Here is a 23,390-nt window from a genome sequence, read left to right as displayed (position 1 = left end):
GCTCTGCGGGATTTCCACCTTGCCGAACTGGCGCATGCGCTTCTTGCCCTCTTTCTGCTTCTCCAGCAGCTTGCGCCCGCGAGACAATCTCGGCCCTCTCCAAGGACGTGACCGCCAAGTGCTATGGCGGCGACATTTCCCGCAAGCGCAAGCTGCTGGAGAAGCAGAAAGAGGGCAAGAAGCGCATGCGCCAGTTCGGCAAGGTGGAAATCCCGCAGAGCGCTTTCCTCGCCGCGCTGAAAATGGACGCCTGAATTTTTTGGCGTGCGGCCGCCCCGCCAGCCCCGCACGCACCTAATATTTTTTGCGTGCGGCCGCCCCGCCAGCCCCGCACGCACTTGGCAGCGGGCTTCGGTTTGGCTACAGAGGCCCCCACGCCGTGCTGGAGAGATGGCCGAGCGGCTTAAGGCGCACGCTTGGAAAGCGTGTGTACGTTAATAGCGTACCCAGGGTTCGAATCCCTGTCTCTCCGCCACCCGGCAAACCCCAAGACAACAAATCAAGACATTCCCCCTCCGCGGTTAAATTTTCTGCACACCGGCAAAGGCATGTTAATTGCCGGACTGTAACTTCATCTTTATTCAGCCGTAGCTTGTCTTCTCAAACCGTTAGAGAACTTGTAGCGTCCGCCTTGTGCGGGCTAGCCGACCAACTTTCGTATCGTATCGTAAGGGAAGCGGGCAAAACCCTCCAATTATGGACATTTGGTTAGCCTTGCGTCAGCGTATTTCGTGAATGGCCATGCCTGAACATGAATGGCCGCAGGCGAGCGACAAGTGTCCGTCAGCACAGGGGCTGGTCGGGTTTTGAAGAACGAAATACAATTTCTCTACGTTGGGCTAGCGGTTCTTGGCCTTGGAATCATTGTGCTGCTGGTGGATCTGGTCCGCCGGGCGCGCCGCAAGCACCAGGAACGGCCGATCGACACCTCGATTTTCATGCAAAGCATGAGCGGGGAGCAGCTGCGCTTTGTCGCCGGCGTCGATGATTTGGGGGGCCGTCCCCAGTCGCGCGAGAGCGAGCTGGCCGAACTGGAGCAACACTTCAAGAAGAACAAGAACAAAAACAAGAAGAAGCAGGAGATCGCCTACCTTCCGGCTGAACCGGCCGAGGAAAAGCCGCTACTCGACTACCTTGATCTGCCGCCCGAGCCGGAAGAGCTGACGCCCATACCGGCGGTGGAACTGCGTCTCGAGCCGGTTTCCGAACCGCATCCCGACACTATTCTCCACCATATCGACCTGCCGCCCGAGCCCGTGGCGGTGGAACCCGCCCCCCAGGCGGCTGAGCCGGAAGGGGAAGAGCCGTTCGCCCTTCACCAGGAGGCTGAACCAGCTCCCGAGCCCGCGCCGCAACCAGCCGCCGGCATCCTCACCTGCGCCGGATTCGGCGTCGGCTTCGGCGGCAAGGTGATCCTCGACAATGTCACGCTGGCGATCCCCGCCCAGGGCGTCACCACGCTTATGGGCCCTGTCGGCACCGGCAAATCCACCCTGCTGCGCTCGCTGGCCGGGCTGTACGGGCAGAATGCCCTGTTCAAGAGCTGGGGCGAGGCACTGTTCAAGGGCCAGCCCATCACTGCCGATAACCGCCCGCTGCTGGTGGCGCAGCGCATCCAGCTCACCCAGCGTTCGGCGCTCGAGAGCCTGCTGTTCCACGTGAAGGACCAGATGGTAGGCGTGCCGGAGGCCGAGCAGCGCGACTGGGCTGGCCAATGGCTGCGCCAGGTCGGCGCGGAAGACATGCTCTCCAAGCTCGACATCCCGTTCATGGAGCTGGACCAGCTGTCGCAGCGCGTCGTCACCATCCTGCGCGAGGCCGCGGCGGATTCGGCCCTGCTGATGATCGACGAGCCGACCGCCGGTCTCTCCGACGCCGACGCGGAGATCGTCCTGAACCTGCTGCGGACGCTGGGGGCGCATGGCGCGCTTCTGGTTGTGCTGCATAACCAGAAGCAGGCGCGGCAGATCTCTGACGAGATCATCCTGCTCGCCGGTGGCCGGGTGCAGGAACAGGCAGCACCTGAGGCGTTCTTCAGCAACACCGCCAATCCGGTGGTGGCGCAGTTCGTCACCACCGGCAGCGTGGCCGTGCCCGCGCCCGACGCTCCGGCAGAGACCCTGGCCGACCATGTGCAGCCGCCCGCGCCGCTCTCGGCCGAGGCGATGGCCGCGATCAAGTCGGAAATCCTCGCCGCGCTGGCGCCGGAGCCCGTGGTTGCGGAACCCGCTCCGGCTGCGCCCGCCGCCCTGGCCCCCGAACCGGAGCCAGCGCCCGCCCCTGCCCTTGCTGAACCACCCCGGAATGAGCACGAGCACGCGGCGGTGACCCGCTATCCCGGTGCCTCCTCCGGGCCGCGCGGCTTTGTCTGGATCGAGGAGGGGCGTCTGGCCGCGACGCCTATGCCCGGCGTGTCCGCCGATGTCGATTACGACCTCGACCTGCTGAAAAATGTCGGCGTGACCACGCTGATCACCCTGACCGAGCAGGACTTCCCGCAGGACGCCCTGACCCGGCACGGGCTGAAGAACGTGCATCTGCCGATTGCCGACCGCAAGGCGCCGACGCCTGCCGAGATGGACATGCTGGTGGCGCGCATGCGCGAGCTGATGGAAAACGGCAAGGTGCTGGCCGTGCACTGCCTGGCCGGACTCGGCCGCACCGGCACCATCCTCGCCGCCTATCTGGTGAAGGAGAAGGGCATGTCGGCGCATGGGGCACTGAATCAGATCCGCCGCTTCAACCGCCAGTTCGTACAGTCGGACGACCAGGAGGATTTCCTGACAGAATACGAGGTGCAGCAGGAACAGGCCCTGCTGCGCAACCGCGCGGCTGGCCCTGACAGCCAGCCGTAAAAAGAAAAAATCTGGGGATAAGCCGCTAAAGGAACAGAGGCCGCAACCAAGCGGCCCCTGCCCGCTTTCGCCAAAATCAGCGTTGCAAGGAGTACCAGACGATGACCACCACCTCCGCTCTTGATGCGGCCGTCGCCCAGTCGATCGGCACCATCCCCGAGTGCATGGCCGCCGGCTATATCGATGTCGGTTCCGGCTTCCTGCTCAGCATCAAGACCGTCGACTCGCACCCGCGCGAGGTGATCGACCTGGTCGCCGCCGCGACCTCCGACCTGTTCCAGGGCGCCAATGTCTCCACCGTCGAGGCGATCTGGAAGCGCTCGCGCGGCGTGGACTCCACCCGCCATTATTTCCAGGAATTCATCGTCAACAGCGACAACGCGATCCACGTCTTCATCCGCGGCAAGAAGTACCAGGATTACGTGGGCGTGTTCGTCTGCCGCAACACCGCCAATATCGGCATGGTGCTGGCCAAGTCCCGCATGGCCATGCCGACAATCGAAAGCGCCGTTTAAGCCACACTCGCTTCCTCGCCACGCGGCCATGCGCCGCGTGGCGAAACCCGCCCTGCAAGCCGCGCGGGTGCGCTCACCCCACCCCCTCCACGCCAAGCTGGCGCAGGAATTCCACCACGCCGCTCGTCGCCGGCGCGGCGATGACATGGTCGTACATCCCGGCACCCGTGGGATTGGGGTTGATCTCGAACAAGTCGCAGCCACGCCGGTTATGCATGGCCTCCGCCGCGAACCCGGCCGCCGGGTACACCAGCCCCGACGTGCCGATGGCGCAGAAGATGTCGGCGGCATCGAGCGCCTCGGCGATCTCGTCCATGTGGTAGGGCATCTCGCCGAACCAGACGATGTCCGGCCGCATCACGCCGCTTCGCCCGCAGGCGGGACAGGCAAGCTCCAGCCCGGCATCGTCCAGGTGCGGATGCGTCTCCTCACACATCGTACAGCGCAGGCGGCGCAGCTCGCCATGCATGTGCAGCAGGCGGCGGCTGCCGGCGCGCTCGTGCAGGTCGTCCACGTTCTGCGTCACCACCAGGAAATCCCCCCGCCCCTCCCAGGCGCGCTCCAGCGCCGCCAGGGCGTAATGCGCGGCGTTCGGTGCCACTTCGTGCAACTGGGCGCGGCGGGCGTTATAGAATCGGTGGACGAGATGCGGGTCGGCCTCGAAGCCTTCCGGCGTCGCGACGTCTTGCAGCTGGTGGTTCTCCCACAACCCGCCGGCATCGCGGAAGGTGGTGATGCCCGATTCGGCGGAAATGCCGGCACCGGTCAGGATGACTATGTTCTTGCGAATCATGGGCTTTCCGTTGTGTTCACGCTGGACGGAACTGGCGCAGCATAGCATGACTCCAAGTAGAACTTATAACCACGCATTGCGGGAATGCGAATATTAAGCCTACCGCGCTGACCAATTTTGCTATTTCCCGGGAACCATGCCCAAACCGGATGAGCTTCTGTTCGCCCTGAAATGCTTCGCCGGCGCGATGGCGGCGTTGTATATTTCGCTCTGGCTGGGGCTGGACGCCCCCTACTGGGCGCTGGCGACCTCCTATATCGTGGCGCTGCCCTTCGCCGGGGGCATGCTTTCCAAGTCGCTGTACCGTATTTTAGGCACGTTCATCGGCGGCGCGGCCGCGGTAGCTATGGTGCCGAACCTGGTGGATGCGCCAGTGCTGCTCTGCCTGTGCATGGCACTGTGGATCGGCTTCTGCCTGTACATCTCGCTGCTGGACCGCACGCCCCGCGCCTATTTGTTCATGCTGGCCGGCTACACTGCGGGCATTATCGGCTTTCCATCCGTCTTCACGCCTGGGCACATCTTCCAGACCGCCGTCACCCGCATGGAGGAAATCTCCATCGGCATCGCCTGCAGCACCGTGGTTGGCACGCTGGTCTTCCCGCGCCCGCTGGCGCCGGTGCTGGCGCGACGCCTTGACGGTTGGATCAAGCCTGCACGGGAGTGGGCCGTCGCCGCGCTCTCCGGGGAGGATGACAGCCCCGCCGCGCGCGAGGGCCGGCAGCGCCTGCCCTTCGAGGCCACCGATATCGCCTCGATGATCACCCAGCTCGCCTACGACACCTCGGAGCTGCAATCCGCCGTGCGCTACGTTACCCGGCTGCGGCTCTACCTCATCAGCCTCATTCCGGTGCTGAGCTCGACCGGCGACCGCGTGGCTCAGCTGCAGCGCCTTGGCGCCGTCACACCGCAATTGCAGCGCGTGCTGCACAGCGTCGCGCAGTGGGTGCGATCCGGCGAGACTGAGTACGACGACGCGATGATAGCGGATATCATCCTGCTGGAAGAGGAGAATGACCATAGCTGGCCGGGCTTGCTGCGCGCCAGCCTGGCGCTGCGCCTGCAGGAGTTGAGCAGCCTCGTGCGGCTTTCGCGCGCGATCCGCCGCCACCTTCTGGATGGCGATCCGCCGCCGCCCAACGAGATGCTGGACCGCGAATACATCGCCACGATCGTGCAGAACCGCGACCACACCCTCGCCTTACTCTCCGGGCTTGCCGCGGCGCTCGCGGTGCTGCTGGTTTGCGCCTTGTGGATCTGGACGGACTGGCCCTCCGGCGCGGGTGCTGCCGTCATGGTCGCGATCGCCTGCTGCTTCTTCGCCTCGCAGGACAATCCCGCCCCCGCCATCGCCAGCATGCTGCGCACCTCTCTTTTCGCCCTGGCCGGGGTGGGCTTCTACAGCTACGCCGTGCTGACCCGGATCTACACCTTCGAGGGCCTGTGCATGGCGCTGCTGCCCGCCGGGATGCTCGTGGGTCTGCTTATCTCCCGCCCGGCGACATTCATGCTGGGCATGAACATAACCGCCACCGGCGCCACGCAACTGGCGCTGGAAAACGGCTTCACCAACAGCTTCCCCGCCTGGGCCAACAACTCGATTGCCGTGATCGTTGGGCTGAGCAGCGCGCTGGTGATGACGCTGCTGATCCGCTCCTTCGGCGCCGCCTGGACAGCCCAGCGCCTGATGCGCGCAAGCTGGCGGGAAATCGCCAACGCCGCCGAGGCGGATGGGGGGGAGGATAGCGGCGTGCTGATCGGCATCTCCGTGGACCGGCTGGGGCTCATCCTGCCGCGCCTCGCCGGCCAGGACGCGGATCCAAGCGTGCGCGCCGAACTGGGGAACCTGCGCGTCGGGCTGGACATGGTTGGGCTGCACCGGGAGCAATGGCGGCTCACCCCCGCCGCGCGCGCGGCCTGTAACCAGATCTTCGCCGGTGTCGCGGCGCATTACCGCGGCAACCCGAACAGACCGCCACCGACCTCGCTTTGCGAGGCGATCGACGATGCCATCAATACGCTCGTCGATGATCCGCACAGCCACAAATCCGCGCTGGTGCAGCTTTCCGGCCTGCGCAGCGTGCTGTTCCCCGCCGCCCCGCCGCCGGACATCCACGCCTGGACTCTCGAAGGGATAATTACATGATCGGCGAAGTCGATCTTTTCGGCGTGTTCCTGCCGCCGCTGCTGGCCTGGGTCGTGGTGGCCCAGCTTATCAGCATGGGTCTGCGCCGCCTGTTTGCCGCATTCGGCATGTACCGCTTCGTGTGGCACCGGCCGCTATTCGACTTTTCCGTACTCGTCATCCTCACCGGGCTGGTCAGCCTGGCGATGAACCGCATCCTCTGATCCCTCCGGAGCATCATGACCCCCGCATCCTTCACGCTTCGCTTCTTCTCTACGTCCGCCGTCCTGGTTGTCGCCGCGCTCGTGGGCTGGCAACTCTGGGACTATTACATGGAAGAGCCCTGGACCCGTGACGGCCGGGTGCGCGCCGACGTCGTCTCCCTGGCGCCGGACGTGACCGGCCCGGTGGTGCAGATCTTCGTGCATGACAACCAGGTGGTGCATGCGGGCGACCAGCTGTTCCAGATCGACCCGGTGCGCTTCACCCTGGCGCTGCAGCAGGCCCAGGCGACGGTGGCCCGCACCCATGCCGCCATGGAGGACGCCAAGAGCACCGCCGCGCGCTACGCCGCGGCCTCCACCAACGCGACCTCGGGGCTCAGCCGCGACCAGGTCAGCGCCGCGGCCCAGGAAGCCGAGGCCGAATACGACCAGGCGCTGGCGGATCTCGGCGTTGCCCAGCTGAACCTGCACCGCAGCACCGTGTACGCCACGGTGAACGGGATGATCACCAATTTCTCCATGCGGCCGGGCGACTACGTGACCGCCGGCACGCCGGAGGTGGCGATCGTGGACAGCGACTCGCTCTATGTCGATGCATATCTGGAAGAGACCAAGATGCGCGGCATCGGCCCCGGCGACTCTGCGAAGATCACGCTGATGCAGGGCGGGCCGGCCATTACCGGCCATGTCAGCGGCATCGCGGCGGGCATCGCCGACGCGGAGCGCACGCCCACCTCCGCCACCCTGCTCGCCGACGTGAACCCGACCTTCACCTGGGTGCGCCTAGCCGCGCGCATTCCGGTGCGCGTCGAACTGGACCACGTGCCGGACGGGGTGCGGCTGGTGGCGGGCATGACCTGCACCGTCTCCATCACCCCGCGCGGCACGGACCAGAAAGAGCAGGCTCAGTAAGAGCTTAAGCCAGCCCGCGGGTCGAAGCCGGGCTGGTCCCAGCCCCTCAGGAACTCCTCAAGCGCCGCATCCGCCGGGCCAGCCATCAGGCGCAGCTTCACGTGCAGGTCGCCGGCATGGTGGTGGCCATGCGCCGGCACGCCGCGCCCGCGCAGGCGCAGCTCGGTGCCGCTCTCGGTATGGGGCTTCACGGTCATCACCACGTCGCCCGCCGGTGTGGGTACCGTCACCTTGGCGCCAAGCACCGCCTCCTTCAGCGAGATCGGCAGTTCCAGATGGATGTTGCGCCCTTCGCGGCGGAAGAGCTTGTGCGAGGTAACGTGGATTTCTATCAGCGCGTCGCCCGCCGGGCCGCCATTGCGCCCGGGCTGGCCACGCCCGCGCAGGCGCAGCACGTCACCATCCGCGGTGCCGGGCGGGATTTTCACATCCAGGCTCTGGCCATCCGGCAGGGTGATGCGCTTGGCGCCGCCATTCACCGCCTCCAGGAACCCGGCTTTCACCGCGTAGCGCTCATCCTGCCCGCGCGCCGGGCCGTGCGCACGCTGCTCGAACATATTGGCGAAAATATCCTCGAACCCGCCAAAGTCGGCCGGACCAGCACCGGCACCGGCATGTTGCCGCCAGCCGCCTTGAGGGGCGCGCTCGGCACCGGCAGCGTCGATCTCGCCGCGGTCGTAGCGCGCACGCTTCTCCGCGTCGGATAGAATGTCATTCGCCAGCGAGACCGCCTTGAACTTCTCCTCCGCCGCCTTGTCGCCGGGGTTGAGGTCGGGGTGATACTTCTTCGCCAGTTTGCGGTAGGCGGAGCGGATCTCGTCCGCCGTCGCGTCCTTCTTTACGCCTAGAACCTTATACGGGTCGTCTGCCATTCCGTGTCTCGACTCGCCTGATCAGTCAGTTTGCGTCCTAGATAGGGATCATGCCGTGACCACCACAACTCGTTTGTGATGCAAGGCAGCTCACTGCCGCCGCGTGCTGGAGAGGAACTGGCGGAAACGCTCCGATTTGGGGTTGCCGAACATCTGCTCCGGCGTGCCTTCTTCCTCCACCAGCCCCTGGTGCAGGAACATCACGCGGTCGGAGACATCGCGGGCGAAGCTCATTTCATGCGTCACCACCAGCATGGTGCGGCCTTCAAAGGCCAGGTCGCGCATCACCTTCAGCACCTCTCCAACCAATTCCGGATCCAGAGCAGATGTCGGCTCGTCGAACAGCAGCACATCCGGCTCCATGGCCAGCGCCCGGGCAATGGCGACGCGCTGCTGCTGTCCGCCGGAGAGCTGCGCCGGGTAGGCGTCGAGCCTGTCGGCCATCCCGACCTTCTCCAGCATCGCCACGCCCCGGGCGATGGCGGTCTTCTTGTCCAGCTTCAGCACATGCACCGGCGCCTCGATCACGTTCTGCAGCACGGTCATGTGCGCCCACAGATTGAACTGCTGGAACACCATGGAGAGCCGCGAGCGCAGCCGCTCGATCTGTCTGGGTTTGGCGGCGGCGCGGTTCTTGCCCTCCGTCATCTCGATCAGCTCGCCCCGGATGGAGACCCGGCCCTTGTCCGGCATCTCCAGCAGGTTGATGCAGCGCAGAAAGGTGCTCTTGCCCGAGCCGGAGGAGCCCAGGATCGCGATCACGTCGTGCTCACTGGCGGTGAGGGAAATGCCCTTGAGTACTTCGACATTGCCGAAGCTCTTGTGAATATCCTCGACCACCAGGGTGGGTACGGGCTTTGGCGTCTCTGACATGAGGCCGATCAATCCTTGTTTTTATAACGTCTGGCAAGAAACAGCTTTGCAAAACCCGTGCCCTGAGGCAAAAGGAGCCGTCCTTATTCGGACGCAGGAGAGAGCGGGGGATTAGCCCCTCGCCGCCGAAGGCGCAACCGGCCCCCGGAACCGCTCAGGCAAAAGGGCTGCGTCTTGTAAAAGGGACACTCTGGAAAGCCGGTGGCCGCGCCACCGCACCGACGGGGTCAAGGAACCACCGCGCCGCGAGGCGGGATGGCTCCGAATCTCTCAGGTTCAAAGACAGAGGGGGGTCAGAACTACCGGCGCTTCAAGCCGGGGGCTGATCTATTGGGGGTTCGTTTGCTTAAAACACCTTTGGACGGGCTGCACCGCCGCCTCGGCGCGCGCATGGTCGAGTTCGCCGGCTACGAGATGCCGCTGCAATATACGGGCATCATTGCCGAGCATAACGCCTGCCGGACCGGCGCGGCGCTGTTCGACGTTTCGCATATGGGGCAGGTGGATATCGCCGATGCAGGCGCTTTCGAGCGGCTGGTGCCGGGCGACATCACCGGGCTGAAGCCCGGGCGGCAGCGCTACACCCTGCTGCTTAATGAGGCAGGCGGAATCATCGATGACCTGATGGTGGCCAATCTCGGCACCCGGCTGCAGGCGGTGCTGAACGCCGGGCGCAAGACCGTGGACGTGGCGCATATCCGCGCACATGGCGTGGAGGTGACGACGCATTTCAAGCGCGCGCTGCTCGCCCTGCAAGGGCCGAAGGCCGCAGCACTTTTCCCCGAGGGCACGGCGCTGAAATTCATGGACGCGGCGGAACTGACGGTCGAGGGCATCCCCTGCACCGTCACCCGCTCCGGCTATACCGGCGAGGATGGCTTCGAGATCGGCTGCGAAGCAGAGGCGGGCGAGCGCCTGGCGGAGATCCTGCTCTCACGCGGCGCGGTGCCGGCGGGGCTGGGCGCGCGCGATTCGCTGCGGCTGGAAGCCGGGCTGTGCCTGTACGGCAACGACATCGGCGAGGCCGTGAACCCCGTGGCTGCCGGGCTGAACTTCGCCCTTTCCAAGAAGCGCCTCGCCGCCGCTGACTTCCTCGGCGCCGCGGCAGTGAACGCGGCGCTGGCTAAAGGCACGGCCACGAGGCTCGTCGGCATCCGCCTGGATGGCCGCGCCCCGGCCCGCGCCCATGCGGAAATCCGTATGGGTGGCGAGCGCGTGGGCGAGGTCACATCCGGCGTGTTCTCCCCCACGCTGAACGCGCCGATTGCGCTCGGGTTTGTCCGCGCGGACCTCGCCGCCCCCGGCACCGCGCTCGACCTCATCGTGCGCGACAAGCCGCTGCCCGGCACGGTCGCCGCTCTTCCCTTCGTTCCCCATAACTACGTTCGCTGAAAAGGAGACTCTTCATATGACCCAGGTTTACTTCTCCAAGGATCACGAATGGGTTTCCGTCGGCGCCGACGGTCTCGCCACGATCGGCATCACCGACCACGCGCAGCAGGCGCTGGGTGATATCGTGTTCGTCGAACTGCCAGAAGCCGGCCGCAATGTCGGCACGGGCGAGGCCTGCGCGGTGGTGGAGAGCGTGAAGGCCGCCTCCGATGTGTACGCCCCGCTGGCGGGCACGGTCGCCGAGGTGAACCAGGCGATCATCGACGAGCCCGGCCTGGTGAACAGCGCCGCCGAGGGCGAAGCCTGGTTCTTCAAGCTGCGCCTCGCCGACCCCGCTGCTGTGTCCGAACTGATGGACCGCGCCGCGTATGACGAGTACCTGGGCACCCTGGCATGAGCGCCCTGGACGAATTGCAAGCCCTGGAAAGCGCGGACGCGTTCGCGGCACGCCATATCGGGCCGGATGCGGCGCAGATCGCCGCGATGCTGGGCGTTGTCGACGCGGCGAGCCTGGACGACCTGATCGCCCAGACCGTGCCGGAATCCATCCGCAGCAATGCCGGGCTGAAGCTGCCGCAGGCGCTGGGCGAGGCCGCCGTGCTGCGCCAGCTGCGCGGGCTGGCACAGCGCAATGTGGTGAAGAAGTCGCTGATCGGGCTTGGCTATCACGGTACCATCACCCCGCCGGTGATCCAGCGCAACGTGCTGGAGAACCCGGGCTGGTACACGGCCTACACGCCGTATCAGGCGGAAATTTCACAAGGCCGTCTGGAGGCGATCCTCAACTTCCAGACCATGATCGCCGAGCTGACCGGCATGGAAATCGCCAACGCCTCGCTGCTGGATGAAGCCACGGCGGCGGCGGAAGCCGTCTCCATGGCGCATGCGCTGCACAAGGCGGGCAGCAGGATGATCGCCGTGGCGGCGGATGTGCACCCGCAGACCCGCGCCGTCATCGCCACCCGCGCCTGGCCGCTGGGCTGGGAGATCGTGGATTTCCACCCCGGCGATATCGAGGCCATCGCGGGCGCCAAGCCCTTCGCCGTGGTGCTGAACTACCCCGGCAGCACGGGCGAGCTGCGCGACCTCTCGGCCGAGATTGCGGCGGCGAAGACCGCAGGGGCGCTGGCCATCGTCTGCGCGGACATACTGGCGCTCACCGTCCTCACCCCGCCCGGCGAGATGGGCGCGGATGTGGTTGTGGGCTCGGCCCAGCGCTTCGGCGTGCCGATGGGCTTTGGCGGCCCGCATGCCGGGTACTTCGCCACGAGGGATGCGTTCAAGCGCTCCATGCCGGGGCGTCTGGTCGGCGTCTCGGTGGATGCCGCTGGCCGCGCGGCGATGCGCCTCGCGTTGCAGACGCGCGAACAGCATATCCGCCGCGAAAAGGCGACCTCCAACATCTGCACCGCGCAGGTGCTGCTGGCCGTGATGGCCGGGTTCTACGCCGCGTGGCACGGGCCGGAGGGGCTGAAAGCCATCGCCCGGCGCGTGAATTTGCAGACGCGGCTGCTGGCCGGCGCCGCCCGCCAGGGCGGTTTTTCGCTCCGGCATGAGAATTTCTTCGACACGATTGCCATCGAGGCGGGCACCCGCGCTGACGAATTGATGCAGGCGGGGCTGGAAGCCGGGTTCAACTTCCGGCGGATCGACGCCACGGGCGTCGGCATCGCGCTGGATGAGACCATTACCCGCACCGAGCTGGAGACCCTGGCCGCCGTGCTGGGTGGCAGACTGGATGCGGCGCCGGAGTCGGTTCCCGCGGCGCTGCGGCGCAACGCCGCCTTCTGCGAGGCGGCGGTGTTCAACACCCACCGCTCCGAACATTCCATGCTGCGCTATCTGAAGCGGCTGGAGGACAAGGACATCGCGCTCAACCGCTCGATGATCCCGCTCGGCTCCTGCACCATGAAGCTCAACGCCGCCGTGGAGATGGCCGCCATCACCTGGCCGGAATTCGCCGAGATCCACCCCTTCGCCCCCGCCAATCAGACCGAGGGCTTCAAGGCGCTGATCGACGAGCTGGCAGCACTGCTGGCGGAAGTCACCGGCTTCGCCGGGGTCTCGCTCCAACCCAATTCCGGCGCGCAGGGCGAATATGCCGGGCTGCTGGCCGTCCGCGCCTACCACGAGGCGCGTGGCCAGGGGCAGCGCAACATCTGCCTCATCCCGGCCTCGGCGCACGGCACCAACCCTGCCTCCGCCGCCATGGCAGGATACAAAGTGGTGGTTGTCGCCTGCGACAAGCTGGGCAACGTCGATGTCGCCGATCTGGAAGCAAAAATCGCCGCGCACAGGCCGAACCTGGCGGCGCTGATGATCACCTACCCGAGCACGCATGGCGTGTTCGAGACCTCCATCCGCGACATCTGCCGCGCGGTGCATGAGGCCGGCGGGCAGGTGTACATGGACGGCGCCAACATGAACGCGCAGGTGGGGCTGACCAGCCCCGCGAATATCGGCGCGGATGTGTGCCACCTGAACCTGCACAAGACCTTCTGCATCCCGCATGGCGGCGGCGGGCCGGGCGTGGGGCCGATCGGCGTGGCGGCGCATCTGTTGCCGCATCTGCCCAACCATCCGCTGCGCGCGGATGCGGGCCCGGCGACGGGCTACGGGCCGGTGACAGCAGCACCCTTCGGCTCGGCGCTGATCCTGCCCATCCCCTACGCCTATATAAGGCTAATGGGGCCCGAGGGCATCACCAGCGCCACCAAGGCGGCGATCCTCAACGCCAACTACATCGCTGCACGGCTGGAGGGCGCCTACCCGATCCTCTACCGCGGCGAGAATGGTCGCGTCGCGCATGAATGCATCGTCGATTGCCGCGGCTTCGGCGCGACCTCCGGCGTGCAGGTGGAGGATATCGCCAAGCGCCTGGCCGATTACGGCTTCCATGCGCCCACCATGTCCTGGCCCGTGGCCGGCACGCTGATGATCGAGCCGACCGAGAGCGAGGACAAGGCCGAGCTGGACCGCTTCTGCGACGCGATGCTGTGCATCGCCGACGAGATCGCGTCCATCGAGGACGGCGCCTGGCCGCGCGACGACAACCCGCTGAAGAACGCCCCGCACACCGCGGCGGAGGTAATGGCGGAGACTTGGACGCACCCGTACACGCGCGAGCAGGCGGCCTTCGCCCTGCCCTACATTACGGCGCAGAAATACTGGCCGCCGGTGAAGCGCGTGGACAATGTGTATGGCGACCGCAATTTGGTGTGCTCCTGCGCGCCGCTGGAAGCCTACGCGGAGGCGGCGGAGTAGCCGCATCTAAAGCTTCATGCGGCTATGCACAGAAATATCTTGCGTTGGGGGGGCTATGGCCCCATAAGCCCCCCCCACAGTGGCCCAGGGGGGCGCGGTAAGGTGCCGCGCTCTACAGGCTGTCTACTAGTTGAGGGGGTTCGAAATGAACGCACTTGCCCGACTGGGGATGGTCTCGGAGTCTCCGAGCGAAAACCAGGCGATTTCCACGGTCTCCCCGGAGCCGCAGAAGGATTATTACGTGGAGAAGGACGGCGTGAAATACGCCGGCATGCACCTGATCATCGATCTATGGGGTGCCTCCAATCTCGATAGCCCTGAGCTGATCGACAAGACACTGTGCGACGGCGCGATCGCTGCTGGCGCCACGATTCTGCACCACCATTTCCACCATTTCACCCCGAATGGCGGCGTGAGCGGCGTGGTCGTGCTGGCGGAGAGCCATATCTCGATCCATTCCTGGCCCGAGCGCAACTTCGCGGCGCTGGATGTGTTCATGTGCGGCTGCTGCGATCCGTACAAGCTGATCCCCTTCCTCAAGGAAGCGTTCACGCCGAGCCACATCCAGATCAATGAGCAGAAGCGCGGCCTAATCGCGTAAGCTTGCAAGGGGCGGCCACGCCCCTTGATCTGCCAGGGAGACGTTGCATGACCGAGACGTGGTTCAACGAGACGCTGTACCCGGACTGGGGCCAGCGCTTTAAGTTCGTGCGCCAGCTGGCGCGGGTGCAGAGCCCGTTCCAGGACATCGCCGTGTTCGAGACCGACAGCCATGGCCGCGTGCTGACGCTCGACGGCGTGGTGCAGATCACCGAGCGTGACGAGTTCGTGTACCAGGAAATGCTCGCCCATGTGCCGCTGCTGGCGCATGGCAACGCCCGGAACGTGCTGATCATCGGCGCGGGCGATGGCGGCGTGCTCAAGCGTGTCTTGATGCACAAGAACGTCGAGCGCGCGGTGATGGCCGAGATCGACGGCGAGGTGATCCGCCTCTCCAAGGAATTCCTGCCCGGCATCGGCGGCGATGCGTGGAACGACCCGCGCGCGGACGTGATCGTGGGCGACGGCATCGACTACGTGAAGAAGGCGCCGGATGCGTCCTTCGACGTGATCATCGTCGACTCCACCGACCCGATCGGCGTCGGCGAGGTGCTGTTCACCGACGAATTCTACCAGAACGCGGCGCGCATCCTCACCCCGCAGGGGCTGATCGTGAACCAGTGCGGCGTGCCCTTCATGCAGGCCGATGAGCTGCACGAGACCAGCCTGCGCCGCCAGCAGTTCTTCCCGCATGTCACCGCCTATATCGCGGCGGTGCCGACCTATGTCGGCGGCTACATGACACTGGGCTGGGCCGGCAAGGATGCCAGCCTGACGCAGCACCCGGTGGAAGTGATCGCGGCGCGTGCGGAAGCGGCGGGAATCGCCGGTAAGAGCGGCTATTGGAGCCCGCATGTGCACGTGGCGAGCTTCTGGCTGCCGCCCTATATCGCCAAGCACCTGCCCAAGTAATCGGCGGTATCGAGAATCTGCCGGTCCAGGCTGGCAGGCTCAAAACCGAGCGTTTTCGCGTGAGCGAGGTAATGAGCGGCGTCGCCGATGTAAAAATCGGCGGCGCCGTTTTGCCATTCGGGGCGGATGATCTCGGCACCTGCCCAGCCCAGCAGTGCTCCAGCACGGGTGGCCAGGGCGGAGAGTTCCACCGGCTCGCCCCATGTGTCGAACACCGGCGGTGAGTCGCCACGCGACAGCAGCCCGAGCGCGATGTTCAGCACATCCGTCACATGCGCGTAGCCGCGCCAGACCGGGTGCGCGGCCCGCAGCGTGACCGGGCGGCGGACCAGGATGTCCCGGATGATGCAGGCCAGCGCGTAGGAGTCGAGCTTGTTGATGAACGGGCCAGCGAGGTTGAACACGCGCATCAGCACGGTGGGGATGCCGAGCGCCTGCCCGAGAGCGGCGAAGCGGGCTTCGTCTTCCAGCTTGCCCTCACCATACGGGTTGGGCGGCGGCGCATACACCGCGCCCGAGGACGGCACGAACACGCCGCGCGCGCCGTTGCGGCGGATGAAATCCTCCACCGTGGCGGAGATCGCCCTGTTGGTGGCGATGTACTGATCCACGGGCATTTTTCCCGCATGCTCGCGGGTGAGGAAAGCCATGTGGAAGACCAGCGGCGCGCGGGCCTCCAACGTGGCCAATTCGTCCAGGGTGCGGATGGGCAGCGTGGCGCCGTCGCGCAACGTGTAGGGCCGCGCGCTGGCGCCGAAGGCGTAAATTTCCGCTCCGGCATGATGCGCCATTTCCAGCGCCGCCCGCCCCAGCCATCCCCCTGCCCCGGTGATGACAACCGGCACGCCGCGCAACGGTTGCGAAAACTCAAGCATACAGGCTGAAGAATTCGTCAAAGCTCGCCAGCATGTAGTCGAGATGCGCCTGGGCCAGCCCCGGAAACACGCCGATCCAGAAGGTGGCGTTCATCACCAGATCAGCGTTGGGCGTCTCGCCGGCCACGCGGTAGTTCTGCCCCTTCATGTAGGGCTGGTGGATGAGGTTGCCGCCGAACAGATAGCGCGTGCCGATGCGCGCCCGGTTGAGATGCCCCACCAGCAGGTCGCGCGTGTAGGGTGTGCCGGGGCGGATGGTGAGCGGGAGCCCAAACCAGGAGGGCTCTGCATTCGCCGTTGCCTCAGGCAGGATCAGGAACTCCTCAAAACGCCGCAACCCGGCACGGAGATAGGCGAAATTCGCGTTCCGCGCGGCGACGAACTCATCCAGCCGGTCGAGCTGCTTCACCCCGACCGCCGCCTGCATGTCGGTCATCTTCAGGTTATAGCCGAGATGCGAGTAGATATATTTGTGGTCGTACCCAACCGGCAGGCCGCCGAGCTGCCAGGAGAAGCGCTGCTTGCAGGTATTGTCATGTCCCGGCGGACACCAGCAGTCGCGCCCCCAGTCACGCAGCGATTCAAGAATCCGCCCGAAATGGCTGGACTTTGTAAAAACCGCTCCGCCCTCGCCGGTGGTGATGTGATGCGCCGGGTAGAAGCTCAGCGTGCCGATTTCACCAAAACCGCCCACGGCGGTGCCATTGTATTTGGCACCCAGCGCGTCGCAGCAATCCTCGATCAAGCGAAGGTCATGCTTCTCGGCGATGGCCGTGATCGTATCAAGATCGAACGGATTGCCCAGCGTATGCGCGAGCACGATGGCGCGGGTGCGCGGGGTGATGGCAGCCTCGATCGCCACGGCGTCAATGTTGTAGGTGGGCAGCGAGACATCGACGAACACCGGCACCAGCCCGTTCTGCAGCACCGGGTTCACCGTGGTGGGGAAGCCCGTGGCGCAGGTGATCACCTCGTCGCCGGGCTTCAGCGCCGCGGCGCCCAGACTCGGGCTGGTCAGCGCCGTGACGGCCAGCAGGTTGGCCGACGAGCCCGAGTTCACGGTAAGCGCGTAGCGGCTATGCGTGGCCTTGGCCAGCTTCGCCTCGAATTCGTCGTTGAAGCGGCCTGTGGTGAGCCAGAAATCCAGCGACGAATCCACAAGATTCACCAACTCCGGCGCGCCGTACACTTTGCCGGAGACCGGCACGGGCGAACTTCCCGCCTCGAACGGCTTGGGCGCATGCGCGAGCTCCGCGTAGCGCGCGGAAAGCTCCAAAATCTGGCGCCGCAGCGCCTCGGCATCATTCATATTGGCAAAACGCCTTGATCTGCGAGAGGGTAAAATCGAGCATCGCCTCGCCGGCCTGGAAGGCGCGGTACCACGCCACCGTGGCGGCCAGCGCCTCGTCCAGTGTCATCCCAGGGCGCCAGGCGAGATCCTGCCACGCCTTTTTCGCGTTCAGCCGCAGCACCGGGGCTTCATGCACTGGATGGTCGTCCGGCATCACGGTGAAGAACGCGCCCTGCCCCCACAGCGCGCACAGCTTCCCGGCGACGGCCTGCACCGTTACCGCGGCCGCCGGGTCGGGGCCGAAATTCCAGCTGTTCTTGGGCTCGTCATGCGTCCACATATACTCGGCGGCGAGCAGATAGCCGCAGAGCGGTTCCAGCACGTGCTGCCATGGCCGGATGGCGCGCGGGTTGCGGATGGTGAGGAACTCGCCGGCCATGATCGTCTTGAAGAAATCCGGCAGCAGGCGGTCTTCCGCCCAGTCGCCACCGCCGATGACATTGCCGCCACGCACCGTGGCCAGCTTCTGTCCGGGTGGCAGCGGGAAGGAAGCCGCGACCAGCTCGGCACAGGCCTTCGAGGCGCTATACGGATCGTGCCCGCCCAGCCTGGAGGTCTCGTCATGTGCCTCCCGGCTTTCGGCATAAACCTTGTCGCTGGTGACGATGACCGCCACCTGCACGCTCGGTGTCTGCCGGACCGCATCCAGCACGTTTGCCGTGCCCATGATGTTGGTGGAATAGGTTTCCATCGGATGCGTATAGGAGGGGCGGACCAGAGGCTGCGCCGCGAGATGCAGCACGATATCCGGCGCGAAGCTGCGCATCGCCTCGGTCAGCTTGGCGGCATCGCGCACGTCGCCGATCTGGTGCTCGATAAGCTTCTCCACGCCGCAGCTGGTGAAGATGTTCGGCTCCGTATCCGGCGGCAGCGCATAGCCGCGCAGAACTGCGCCTAGATGCGAAAGCCATAGAGTGAGCCAGCCACCTTTGAAACCGGTATGCCCGGTGACAAAGACGCGCTTATTCACCCAGAACTGCGAACGCGGAATTGCATGCGTCAGGTTTGCCATGTCATCCAGGGTCCTTGCCCAGCTTCGCAGAGATGATCCAACGCCATCCGGTCGCGCAGCGTATCCATGGGCTGCCAGAACCCGCCGTGGCGGTAGGCACGCAACTGCCCCGAAGCAGCGAGTTGCTCCATCGGCGCTTTTTCCCACAGCGTCATGTCATCCGATGAGATCGAGCGCGTTTGGGTTGAGCACGAAGAACCCGCCGCTGATGAGCCCTGATTGCTCCACCGGCTTTTCCTCGAACCGGTCAACGGCATCGCCGACGATATGCAGCGCGCCAAAACGCGCCAGCGGCTGCACCGCCGCCACCGTGGCAAGCTTGCCGTGCGCGCGGTGGAAGCCGAGCTCGGCGGTGATGTCGATATCCGCCACGGCATCGCCATAGGTCATGCAAAACATCTCGTCATTGCCGAGATATTTCCTGATCTTCTTCAGCCGTCCGCCGGTCTGCGTCTCCAGTCCGGTTTCCACCAGCGTCACCCGCCAATCCTCTGCCGCGCTCTGATGAATGGTGGCACCGGTGCGCAGATCAACGGTGAGGTCGGAAGAGTAAAGATTATAGTTGTAGAAATAATCCTTGATCTTCTCGCCCTTGTAGCCGAGGCAGATGATGAAGTCAGAGATGCCATGCTGGGCATAGATCTTCATGATATGCCACAGGATCGGCCGGCCGCCGATCTCCACCATCGGTTTCGGCTTGGCATCTGTTTCCTCGGAGAGGCGCGAGCCGCGCCCGCCGGCGAGGATGACCGCCTTGGTTCCTCGGGAATTGTCGATCATGCCTCGCTCCACATGTTGTCCGCCAACTCCTCGCGGGAGAGGAAGGGCGCCATGTCGTGCAGCGGGGAGGACACCATGCGCCCATCCTCCAGCTTGCGCGAGGACAGCTTGGGCGCAAAACCCTGAGCCGGGTCCAGCTTGATTTCGCAGAACTGCGGCCCGGGTGCCGCCAGCACCTCGGCCAGCACGCCGGGCAGCTCGGCATGAGTGGCGGCGTGGTGCACAGGCAGGCGGAAGGCAGCGGCGACAGCGCAAAAATCCGGGAAGGTGACACCGCTCGCGGTATCGCAGCCGAACATATTGTCCGGGAAGAACGCGCTCTGCGTCTGCTTGATCGAGGAATAGCCGGAATTGTTCAGCAGAAAAATCTTGATGTTGAGCTTCTGCGCGAAGATGCTCTGCAGCTCCTGCATGTTCATCATGAAGCTGCCATCGCCCGACAGGCAGATGATACGCTGCTCCGGCGCGGCGTAGGCGGCACCGATGGCGGCGGGCAGGTCGTAGCCCATCGAGGCCGAGCCGGAGTTGGAAAACATGCGCTGCCCGGCTTTGAGTTTCGCCGCCTGGAAGGTGGTCACGCAGGCCGTGGCATTGGCGGTCACGATCACATCCGTCTCGCCCGCAGCGTCAAACAGCTTGTCGGCAAAGATGTACGGGTTGATGCCGCGGGAATCATCGGCATATTCCACCTGCACCACGGGGAAGCGGCGGCGGCGCTCCTGGCACCAGGCGAGATAGCCCAGCTGCCCCTCGCTCGGCGCGAAATTGCCCAGAGCCTGCGTCAGCGCCGGGATGAACGTTTTCAAATCCGCCAGCACCGGATTCTCGATCTTCAGCGTCGGCTTGGCCAGCTCCGCCGGGTCGATATCGACCATGATCTTGGTCGCATTCGGCGCGAAGTTTTCCCAGTTATAGGAAATCTGCCTGATGTTCAGGCGGCAGCCGAGAATGAGCACGACATCAGCGTTCTGCACGGCGAAATTGCCGGCGCGGTCGCCCACCGTGCCGGGGCGGCCAACGTAGGCGGGATGATCCTCCGGCAGAACGTCATGCGCGTTGAACGCGGTGGCGACGGGGAATTTCGTCAGTTCAACGAGGCGCAGAAACTCCGCATACGCGCCGGAGATGCGCACGCCGGTCCCGGGCATGATCACCGGGCGCTTGGCGTTACGCAGGATTTCGGCCACCTCACCCACATCCGGCAGCGCCGCTTCCGGCTCGGGCGTGAAGCCGTGCAGCGTGTCGGGGTCGATCTGCGCGCCCTGGATATCCATCGGCACGTCGATCCACACCGGACCGGGCCGCCCGGATTGCGCGAGATACAGCGCCTTCTCGACGACGTAGCGCACGTCTTCCTTCTTGCGCAGCACCACGGCGTATTTGGTGATGCCCTTGACCATGGCGATGATATCCGCCTCCTGGTCGCCAAGCTGGCGCAAGGGAAGATCGTAGCTCGTCGCCATCGTCTCCTGCTTCACCTGGCCGGAGATCACGAGCATGCCGATGGAATCCGTCCAGGCGCCATGCACGCCGTTGAGGGCATTGATCCCGCCCGGCCCGGTGGTGACATTGAGCAGCGCCAGCCGCCCCGAGAGGCGGCAATACGCCTCCGCCGCCATAGCGCAGGCCTGCTCATGGTGCAGGCAAATGCCATGCAGATCCTTGTTGCGGGAGAACGCATCGTTGAGATGCATCGCCCCGCCACCCGTCACGGTGAAGAAATGCTTGACGCCATGCGCCGCCACCAACCTGGCGATGTAATCCGCGACGCGCAAGCGCTTATACCAACCGCGCGACGTTGTTCGCCGGCGCCTCGGGCTCGGAGTCGATTCCGCGCTGCTCGATCATCTTCGCCAACGCCGAGTTGGCACCATAGGGGCTGTCGATATTCTTGAAGTCAATGGCTTCATCTTTCGACACAGCGTTGATCAGAACCTCGCCCTTCATCATCTCGCGGCACGAGATCTGCCCCTTCTGGAGCGGAACGGCGAGATAGACATCGTCATCGGCGAGGATATGCCCGGCCGGGAGGTCGCGCTTGGCGTACACACCGCGCACCAGACCGTCGAGATAGCGCACTTCCTTCTCCGGTGGCACGCGCTTCGCCGCGGCGGAACCGCCGCACATTTCCTCGGCCTTGCGGAACGCCTTGAACCAGGTGTCCACGTGCTCCGGCAGCGAGCAATAGGGCGAGACCGGAATCCCGCCAGCATCGACATCGATATGCCGCTCGAAGGTACGCGCGCCCTTGGCGTAGGCAATCAGCATGGAATTATGCCAATCGTGATATTCGTGCGTGGAAAAGCCGATCACATTGTCCGGATAGCGGGCTTTCAGGAAGTCGATCTGGTTCATTTCCAGCTCGTGATCCTCGGACGGATAGATCGACACGCAATGGTTGATCGACAACGGAACGTTGCGCTTGGCGAAGAACGAAACGATGTCGTCCAGATCACGCAAGCTGGAACCACCAGTGGAGATGATGACCGGCTTCTTCGTCGTGGCGATCTTCTCGATCAGGAACCAGTCCTTGATGTCTGAGCTGGCGATTTTGATGATCTGGATGCCCAACTCGACACATTTCTCAACCGACGCCTCATCGAACGGCGTCGCCATCGAGATCATGCTCGAATTGCGCACGGCGGTGACCATCTTCTGGTAGTCCGCCCAGGAGAGCTGCGTGTCCAGCGTCTTCTTGATGTAACGGATATCTGTCCGGTGACGGAAATCCTTGTGGATGAAGCTGTCAACGTCTCGGAACTGGAACTTCATCGCCGCGCGGACGTTATTGTACCGCACGACCTTCGCATAGTCCGAGATGATTTTCAGGCCACGATTTACATCGCCCCAGTGATTATTCGCCATCTCCAGGACGAAGAGATTGTCGAAAATCGAAGCGCGCATTTGTTAGGCTCCCTGGGACTTAAACATTTGTTTATTTATAGGATTTACGCCGGATCGTCAATTTTTCCAGACTCCCAGGCGGCTTGCCTGCCCCGCAACAAAGGCAAATGACAAACCCGTGAATTCCGCCGCAACCCACCACCAGAGCCCCTCGCGCAGCAACCAGAACCAGACCGCGGGCGGCGGCGGGAGATAAGGCTGCGACAGCCCAGAGATCATGGCGCGGGGCACGGCTTCCCACAGCAGCAACACCACTGAAAGTTGCAAAAGCCTCAATCGGGCCACGCCAAGCCGCCAGAGCCCCGGCAAGGTCAGCAGCAAGTAGACCGCCCGATACTCGATATTCTGTGCCGCCAGGAAGCAGAACAGCGTCACTACCGCGCCGGTGACGAGGTAGAGCCGGTGTCCCTCATCCAGCGCCGCCAGCGCCCGCGCCCAGGAGCGGTGCAGCGCCAGCCCGGCGCCCAGCATGGCCGCCGCCATTGCCCAGGAGACCACCCCCGCCGGAAAGTGCAGCAGATGCAGCATCGCCAGCCCGCGCGGCAGGTCGATACGCCCGAAGCTGGCGCGGAACGGCGTCCCGGAAGGGATGATGGCCAGCGCCGCCGCCACGCCATGCCCGTAGCGCCACGCCACGAAGGCCATCCCAGCCAGCCCGGCACCGGCCAGGGCCATCACCACGCGGCGCTTCTCCCGCAGGGCCAGAACAAAGCAGGCCACCGGGTAGAATTTTGCCGCAGCACCTAGGGCGAAAATGCCATAGGCGGCCAGCCGCGCCCGGGGCGCACGCAGCAGCAGCCAGACGGCCAGCGTGATGGCGGCGAACAGCCCGGTATCCAGGTTGCCCTGCTCCAGCGCATAATAGCTGGCGGGGGACAGGCTGGCGGCCAGGCGGAGCCGGAACTCCCATCCACGGGCTGGCGCCGGCAGCAACGCCAGCGCCGCCAGAAACGCCAGGCAGAGCAGCAGCCCTACGGCCAGCGTGTCGTGCGGGCCGATGGGCAGCAGCGCGACCCGCAGCAGCACCGGCGAATAGTTGAACACCCCGCCATCCAGGCAGGCGCTGGGATGGTACACGTCCACCCCCACGCGCCAGCACGCGCCGGCCTGCAGCACCGCCAGCGTATCCAC

22 protein-coding genes, 1 tRNA gene, 1 pseudogene and 2 riboswitches are annotated in these 23,390 nt (G+C 65.0%); of the genes and pseudogenes, 12 read left to right on the top strand and 12 right to left on the bottom strand.

Going from position 1 to position 23,390, the window contains the following annotated elements; all coding sequences use genetic code 11:
• A partial coding sequence (locus ACLPJJ_RS05860; RefSeq protein WP_443590014.1) for a hypothetical protein occupies nt 1-87 on the bottom strand: 87 nt, incomplete at its 3' end.
• On the opposite strand from ACLPJJ_RS05860, the pseudogene ACLPJJ_RS05855 reads away from it, so the two are divergent.
• The 4 genes and pseudogenes from ACLPJJ_RS05855 to ACLPJJ_RS05840 form a co-directional block, all read left to right on the top strand.
• A pseudogene (locus ACLPJJ_RS05855) lies at nt 75-254 on the top strand (hypothetical protein); the annotation flags it as partial. The gene ACLPJJ_RS05860 and the pseudogene ACLPJJ_RS05855 sit on opposite strands and share 13 nt — an antisense overlap.
• Before the next feature lie 130 nt (nt 255-384).
• Nucleotides 385-475: transfer RNA gene (locus tag ACLPJJ_RS05850), tRNA-Ser, on the top strand.
• Between the two features lie 331 nt (nt 476-806).
• Nucleotides 807-2,855, top strand: a complete 2,049-nt coding sequence (locus tag ACLPJJ_RS05845; protein WP_443590013.1) for a phosphatase domain-containing protein — start codon at nt 807-809, stop codon at nt 2,853-2,855.
• A gap of 101 nt (nt 2,856-2,956) precedes the next feature.
• On the top strand, nt 2,957-3,370 hold the full coding sequence (locus tag ACLPJJ_RS05840) for a hypothetical protein (RefSeq protein ID WP_443590012.1): 414 nt from the start codon (nt 2,957-2,959) through the stop codon (nt 3,368-3,370).
• Between the two features lie 73 nt (nt 3,371-3,443).
• Here the strand turns inward: ACLPJJ_RS05840 and ACLPJJ_RS05835 are convergent, their stop codons facing one another.
• A complete protein-coding gene (locus tag ACLPJJ_RS05835; RefSeq protein ID WP_443590011.1) occupies nt 3,444-4,163 on the bottom strand; it encodes an NAD-dependent deacylase in 720 nt (239 codons plus the stop codon).
• Between the two features lie 136 nt (nt 4,164-4,299).
• Between ACLPJJ_RS05835 and ACLPJJ_RS05830 the strand changes: the two genes are divergently transcribed.
• Genes ACLPJJ_RS05830 through ACLPJJ_RS05820 form a run of 3 tightly spaced genes read left to right on the top strand, consistent with a single transcriptional unit; the run spans nt 4,300 to nt 7,424 of the window.
• A complete protein-coding gene (locus tag ACLPJJ_RS05830; RefSeq protein ID WP_443590010.1) occupies nt 4,300-6,309 on the top strand; it encodes an FUSC family protein in 2,010 nt (669 codons plus the stop codon).
• On the top strand, nt 6,306-6,512 hold the full coding sequence (locus tag ACLPJJ_RS05825) for a DUF1656 domain-containing protein (protein WP_443590009.1): 207 nt from the start codon (nt 6,306-6,308) through the stop codon (nt 6,510-6,512). Before ACLPJJ_RS05830 ends, ACLPJJ_RS05825 begins: the two co-directional genes overlap by 4 nt.
• A 15-nt stretch (nt 6,513-6,527) precedes the next feature.
• A complete protein-coding gene (locus ACLPJJ_RS05820) occupies nt 6,528-7,424 on the top strand; it encodes an efflux RND transporter periplasmic adaptor subunit (protein ID WP_443590008.1) in 897 nt (298 codons plus the stop codon).
• Here the strand turns inward: ACLPJJ_RS05820 and ACLPJJ_RS05815 are convergent.
• Entirely contained in the window at nt 7,418-8,296 is an 879-nt protein-coding gene (locus tag ACLPJJ_RS05815) for a DnaJ C-terminal domain-containing protein (protein WP_443590007.1), read from the bottom strand. The genes ACLPJJ_RS05820 and ACLPJJ_RS05815 overlap by 7 nt on opposite strands.
• A 90-nt stretch (nt 8,297-8,386) precedes the next feature.
• Nucleotides 8,387-9,169, bottom strand: coding sequence for an ABC transporter ATP-binding protein (locus ACLPJJ_RS05810; protein WP_443590006.1), 783 nt, complete (start codon nt 9,167-9,169; stop codon nt 8,387-8,389).
• Between the two features lie 84 nt (nt 9,170-9,253).
• A riboswitch (glycine riboswitch) is annotated at nt 9,254-9,349 on the top strand.
• Nucleotides 9,350-9,465: riboswitch (glycine riboswitch) on the top strand.
• 46 nt (nt 9,466-9,511) lie between these two features.
• Here ACLPJJ_RS05810 and gcvT point away from each other — a divergent pair.
• The 5 genes from gcvT to speE all read left to right on the top strand — a co-directional run bounded on the left by gcvT (nt 9,512) and on the right by speE (nt 15,337).
• Nucleotides 9,512-10,561 carry a glycine cleavage system aminomethyltransferase GcvT gene (gene gcvT / locus ACLPJJ_RS05805; RefSeq protein ID WP_443590005.1) on the top strand — a complete coding sequence of 350 codons (1,050 nt, stop codon included), beginning with the start codon at nt 9,512-9,514 and terminating at the stop codon, nt 10,559-10,561.
• Nucleotides 10,562-10,577: 16 nt separating this feature from the next.
• Nucleotides 10,578-10,958 carry a glycine cleavage system protein GcvH gene (gene gcvH, locus ACLPJJ_RS05800; protein WP_443590004.1) on the top strand — a complete coding sequence of 127 codons (381 nt, stop codon included), beginning with the start codon at nt 10,578-10,580 and terminating at the stop codon, nt 10,956-10,958.
• Nucleotides 10,955-13,825, top strand: coding sequence for an aminomethyl-transferring glycine dehydrogenase (gene gcvP / locus ACLPJJ_RS05795; RefSeq protein ID WP_443590003.1), 2,871 nt, complete (start codon nt 10,955-10,957; stop codon nt 13,823-13,825). Before gcvH ends, gcvP begins: the two co-directional genes overlap by 4 nt.
• 145 nt (nt 13,826-13,970) lie before the next feature.
• Nucleotides 13,971-14,426: an adenosylmethionine decarboxylase gene (gene speD, locus ACLPJJ_RS05790; RefSeq protein ID WP_443590002.1), complete on the top strand. Its 456-nt coding sequence runs from the start codon at nt 13,971-13,973 to the stop codon at nt 14,424-14,426.
• Between the two features lie 47 nt (nt 14,427-14,473).
• Complete coding sequence (gene speE / locus ACLPJJ_RS05785) at nt 14,474-15,337, top strand: polyamine aminopropyltransferase (protein WP_443590001.1); 864 nt, start codon at nt 14,474-14,476, stop codon at nt 15,335-15,337.
• Here the strand turns inward: speE and ACLPJJ_RS05780 are convergent.
• The 8 genes from ACLPJJ_RS05780 to ACLPJJ_RS05745 all read right to left on the bottom strand — a co-directional run.
• Nucleotides 15,310-16,212, bottom strand: coding sequence for an NAD-dependent epimerase/dehydratase family protein (locus tag ACLPJJ_RS05780; protein ID WP_443590000.1), 903 nt, complete (start codon nt 16,210-16,212; stop codon nt 15,310-15,312). The two genes, speE and ACLPJJ_RS05780, sit on opposite strands and share 28 nt — an antisense overlap.
• Nucleotides 16,205-17,521 (bottom strand): lipopolysaccharide biosynthesis protein RfbH, encoded by a 1,317-nt coding sequence (gene rfbH, locus ACLPJJ_RS05775; RefSeq protein ID WP_443589999.1) that lies wholly within the window; start codon nt 17,519-17,521, stop codon nt 16,205-16,207. The genes ACLPJJ_RS05780 and rfbH overlap by 8 nt, the downstream gene beginning before the upstream one ends.
• Nucleotides 17,514-18,575: a CDP-glucose 4,6-dehydratase gene (gene rfbG / locus ACLPJJ_RS05770; RefSeq protein ID WP_443589998.1), complete on the bottom strand. Its 1,062-nt coding sequence runs from the start codon at nt 18,573-18,575 to the stop codon at nt 17,514-17,516. The genes rfbH and rfbG overlap by 8 nt, the downstream gene beginning before the upstream one ends.
• The gene (locus ACLPJJ_RS05765) at nt 18,563-18,730 is read right to left on the bottom strand and encodes a hypothetical protein (RefSeq protein ID WP_443589997.1); all 168 of its coding nucleotides are present in this window, start codon (nt 18,728-18,730) and stop codon (nt 18,563-18,565) included. The genes rfbG and ACLPJJ_RS05765 overlap by 13 nt, the downstream gene beginning before the upstream one ends.
• A gap of 1 nt (nt 18,731) precedes the next feature.
• Entirely contained in the window at nt 18,732-19,355 is a 624-nt protein-coding gene (gene rfbF / locus ACLPJJ_RS05760; RefSeq protein ID WP_443589996.1) for a glucose-1-phosphate cytidylyltransferase, read from the bottom strand.
• Nucleotides 19,352-21,130: a thiamine pyrophosphate-binding protein gene (locus ACLPJJ_RS05755; protein ID WP_443589995.1), complete on the bottom strand. Its 1,779-nt coding sequence runs from the start codon at nt 21,128-21,130 to the stop codon at nt 19,352-19,354. The genes rfbF and ACLPJJ_RS05755 overlap by 4 nt, the downstream gene beginning before the upstream one ends.
• Nucleotides 21,131-21,134: 4 nt before the next feature.
• Nucleotides 21,135-22,259, bottom strand: coding sequence for an N-acetylneuraminate synthase family protein (locus ACLPJJ_RS05750; protein WP_443589994.1), 1,125 nt, complete (start codon nt 22,257-22,259; stop codon nt 21,135-21,137).
• A gap of 57 nt (nt 22,260-22,316) precedes the next feature.
• Nucleotides 22,317-23,390, bottom strand: a 1,074-nt coding sequence (locus ACLPJJ_RS05745) for a hypothetical protein (RefSeq protein WP_443589993.1), incomplete at its 5' end; no start/stop codon positions are given.

Source organism: Acidocella sp. (genome assembly GCF_052326845.1).
In the GTDB taxonomy this organism is placed as follows: Bacteria; Pseudomonadota; Alphaproteobacteria; order Acetobacterales; family Acetobacteraceae; genus Acidocella.
Note: the sequence above shows the minus strand (reverse complement) of the source record. Positions and strands in the feature narration are given on the sequence as shown.

Coding starts and splice junctions, on each gene's coding strand:
- ACLPJJ_RS05810 (WP_443590006.1), bottom strand. CDS start 9,169: ATGTCAGAGACGCCAAAGCCCGTACCCACCCTGGTGGTCGAGGATATT.
- ACLPJJ_RS05825 (WP_443590009.1), top strand. CDS start 6,306: ATGATCGGCGAAGTCGATCTTTTCGGCGTGTTCCTGCCGCCGCTGCTG.
- ACLPJJ_RS05820 (WP_443590008.1), top strand. CDS start 6,528: ATGACCCCCGCATCCTTCACGCTTCGCTTCTTCTCTACGTCCGCCGTC.
- ACLPJJ_RS05780 (WP_443590000.1), bottom strand. CDS start 16,212: ATGCTTGAGTTTTCGCAACCGTTGCGCGGCGTGCCGGTTGTCATCACC.
- ACLPJJ_RS05840 (WP_443590012.1), top strand. CDS start 2,957: ATGACCACCACCTCCGCTCTTGATGCGGCCGTCGCCCAGTCGATCGGC.
- speD (WP_443590002.1), top strand. CDS start 13,971: ATGAACGCACTTGCCCGACTGGGGATGGTCTCGGAGTCTCCGAGCGAA.
- gcvP (WP_443590003.1), top strand. CDS start 10,955: ATGAGCGCCCTGGACGAATTGCAAGCCCTGGAAAGCGCGGACGCGTTC.
- ACLPJJ_RS05830 (WP_443590010.1), top strand. CDS start 4,300: ATGCCCAAACCGGATGAGCTTCTGTTCGCCCTGAAATGCTTCGCCGGC.
- ACLPJJ_RS05750 (WP_443589994.1), bottom strand. CDS start 22,259: ATGCGCGCTTCGATTTTCGACAATCTCTTCGTCCTGGAGATGGCGAAT.
- ACLPJJ_RS05815 (WP_443590007.1), bottom strand. CDS start 8,296: ATGGCAGACGACCCGTATAAGGTTCTAGGCGTAAAGAAGGACGCGACG.
- rfbH (WP_443589999.1), bottom strand. CDS start 17,521: ATGAATGATGCCGAGGCGCTGCGGCGCCAGATTTTGGAGCTTTCCGCG.
- rfbF (WP_443589996.1), bottom strand. CDS start 19,355: ATGATCGACAATTCCCGAGGAACCAAGGCGGTCATCCTCGCCGGCGGG.
- speE (WP_443590001.1), top strand. CDS start 14,474: ATGACCGAGACGTGGTTCAACGAGACGCTGTACCCGGACTGGGGCCAG.
- ACLPJJ_RS05765 (WP_443589997.1), bottom strand. CDS start 18,730: ATGACGCTGTGGGAAAAAGCGCCGATGGAGCAACTCGCTGCTTCGGGG.
- gcvH (WP_443590004.1), top strand. CDS start 10,578: ATGACCCAGGTTTACTTCTCCAAGGATCACGAATGGGTTTCCGTCGGC.
- rfbG (WP_443589998.1), bottom strand. CDS start 18,575: ATGGCAAACCTGACGCATGCAATTCCGCGTTCGCAGTTCTGGGTGAAT.
- ACLPJJ_RS05835 (WP_443590011.1), bottom strand. CDS start 4,163: ATGATTCGCAAGAACATAGTCATCCTGACCGGTGCCGGCATTTCCGCC.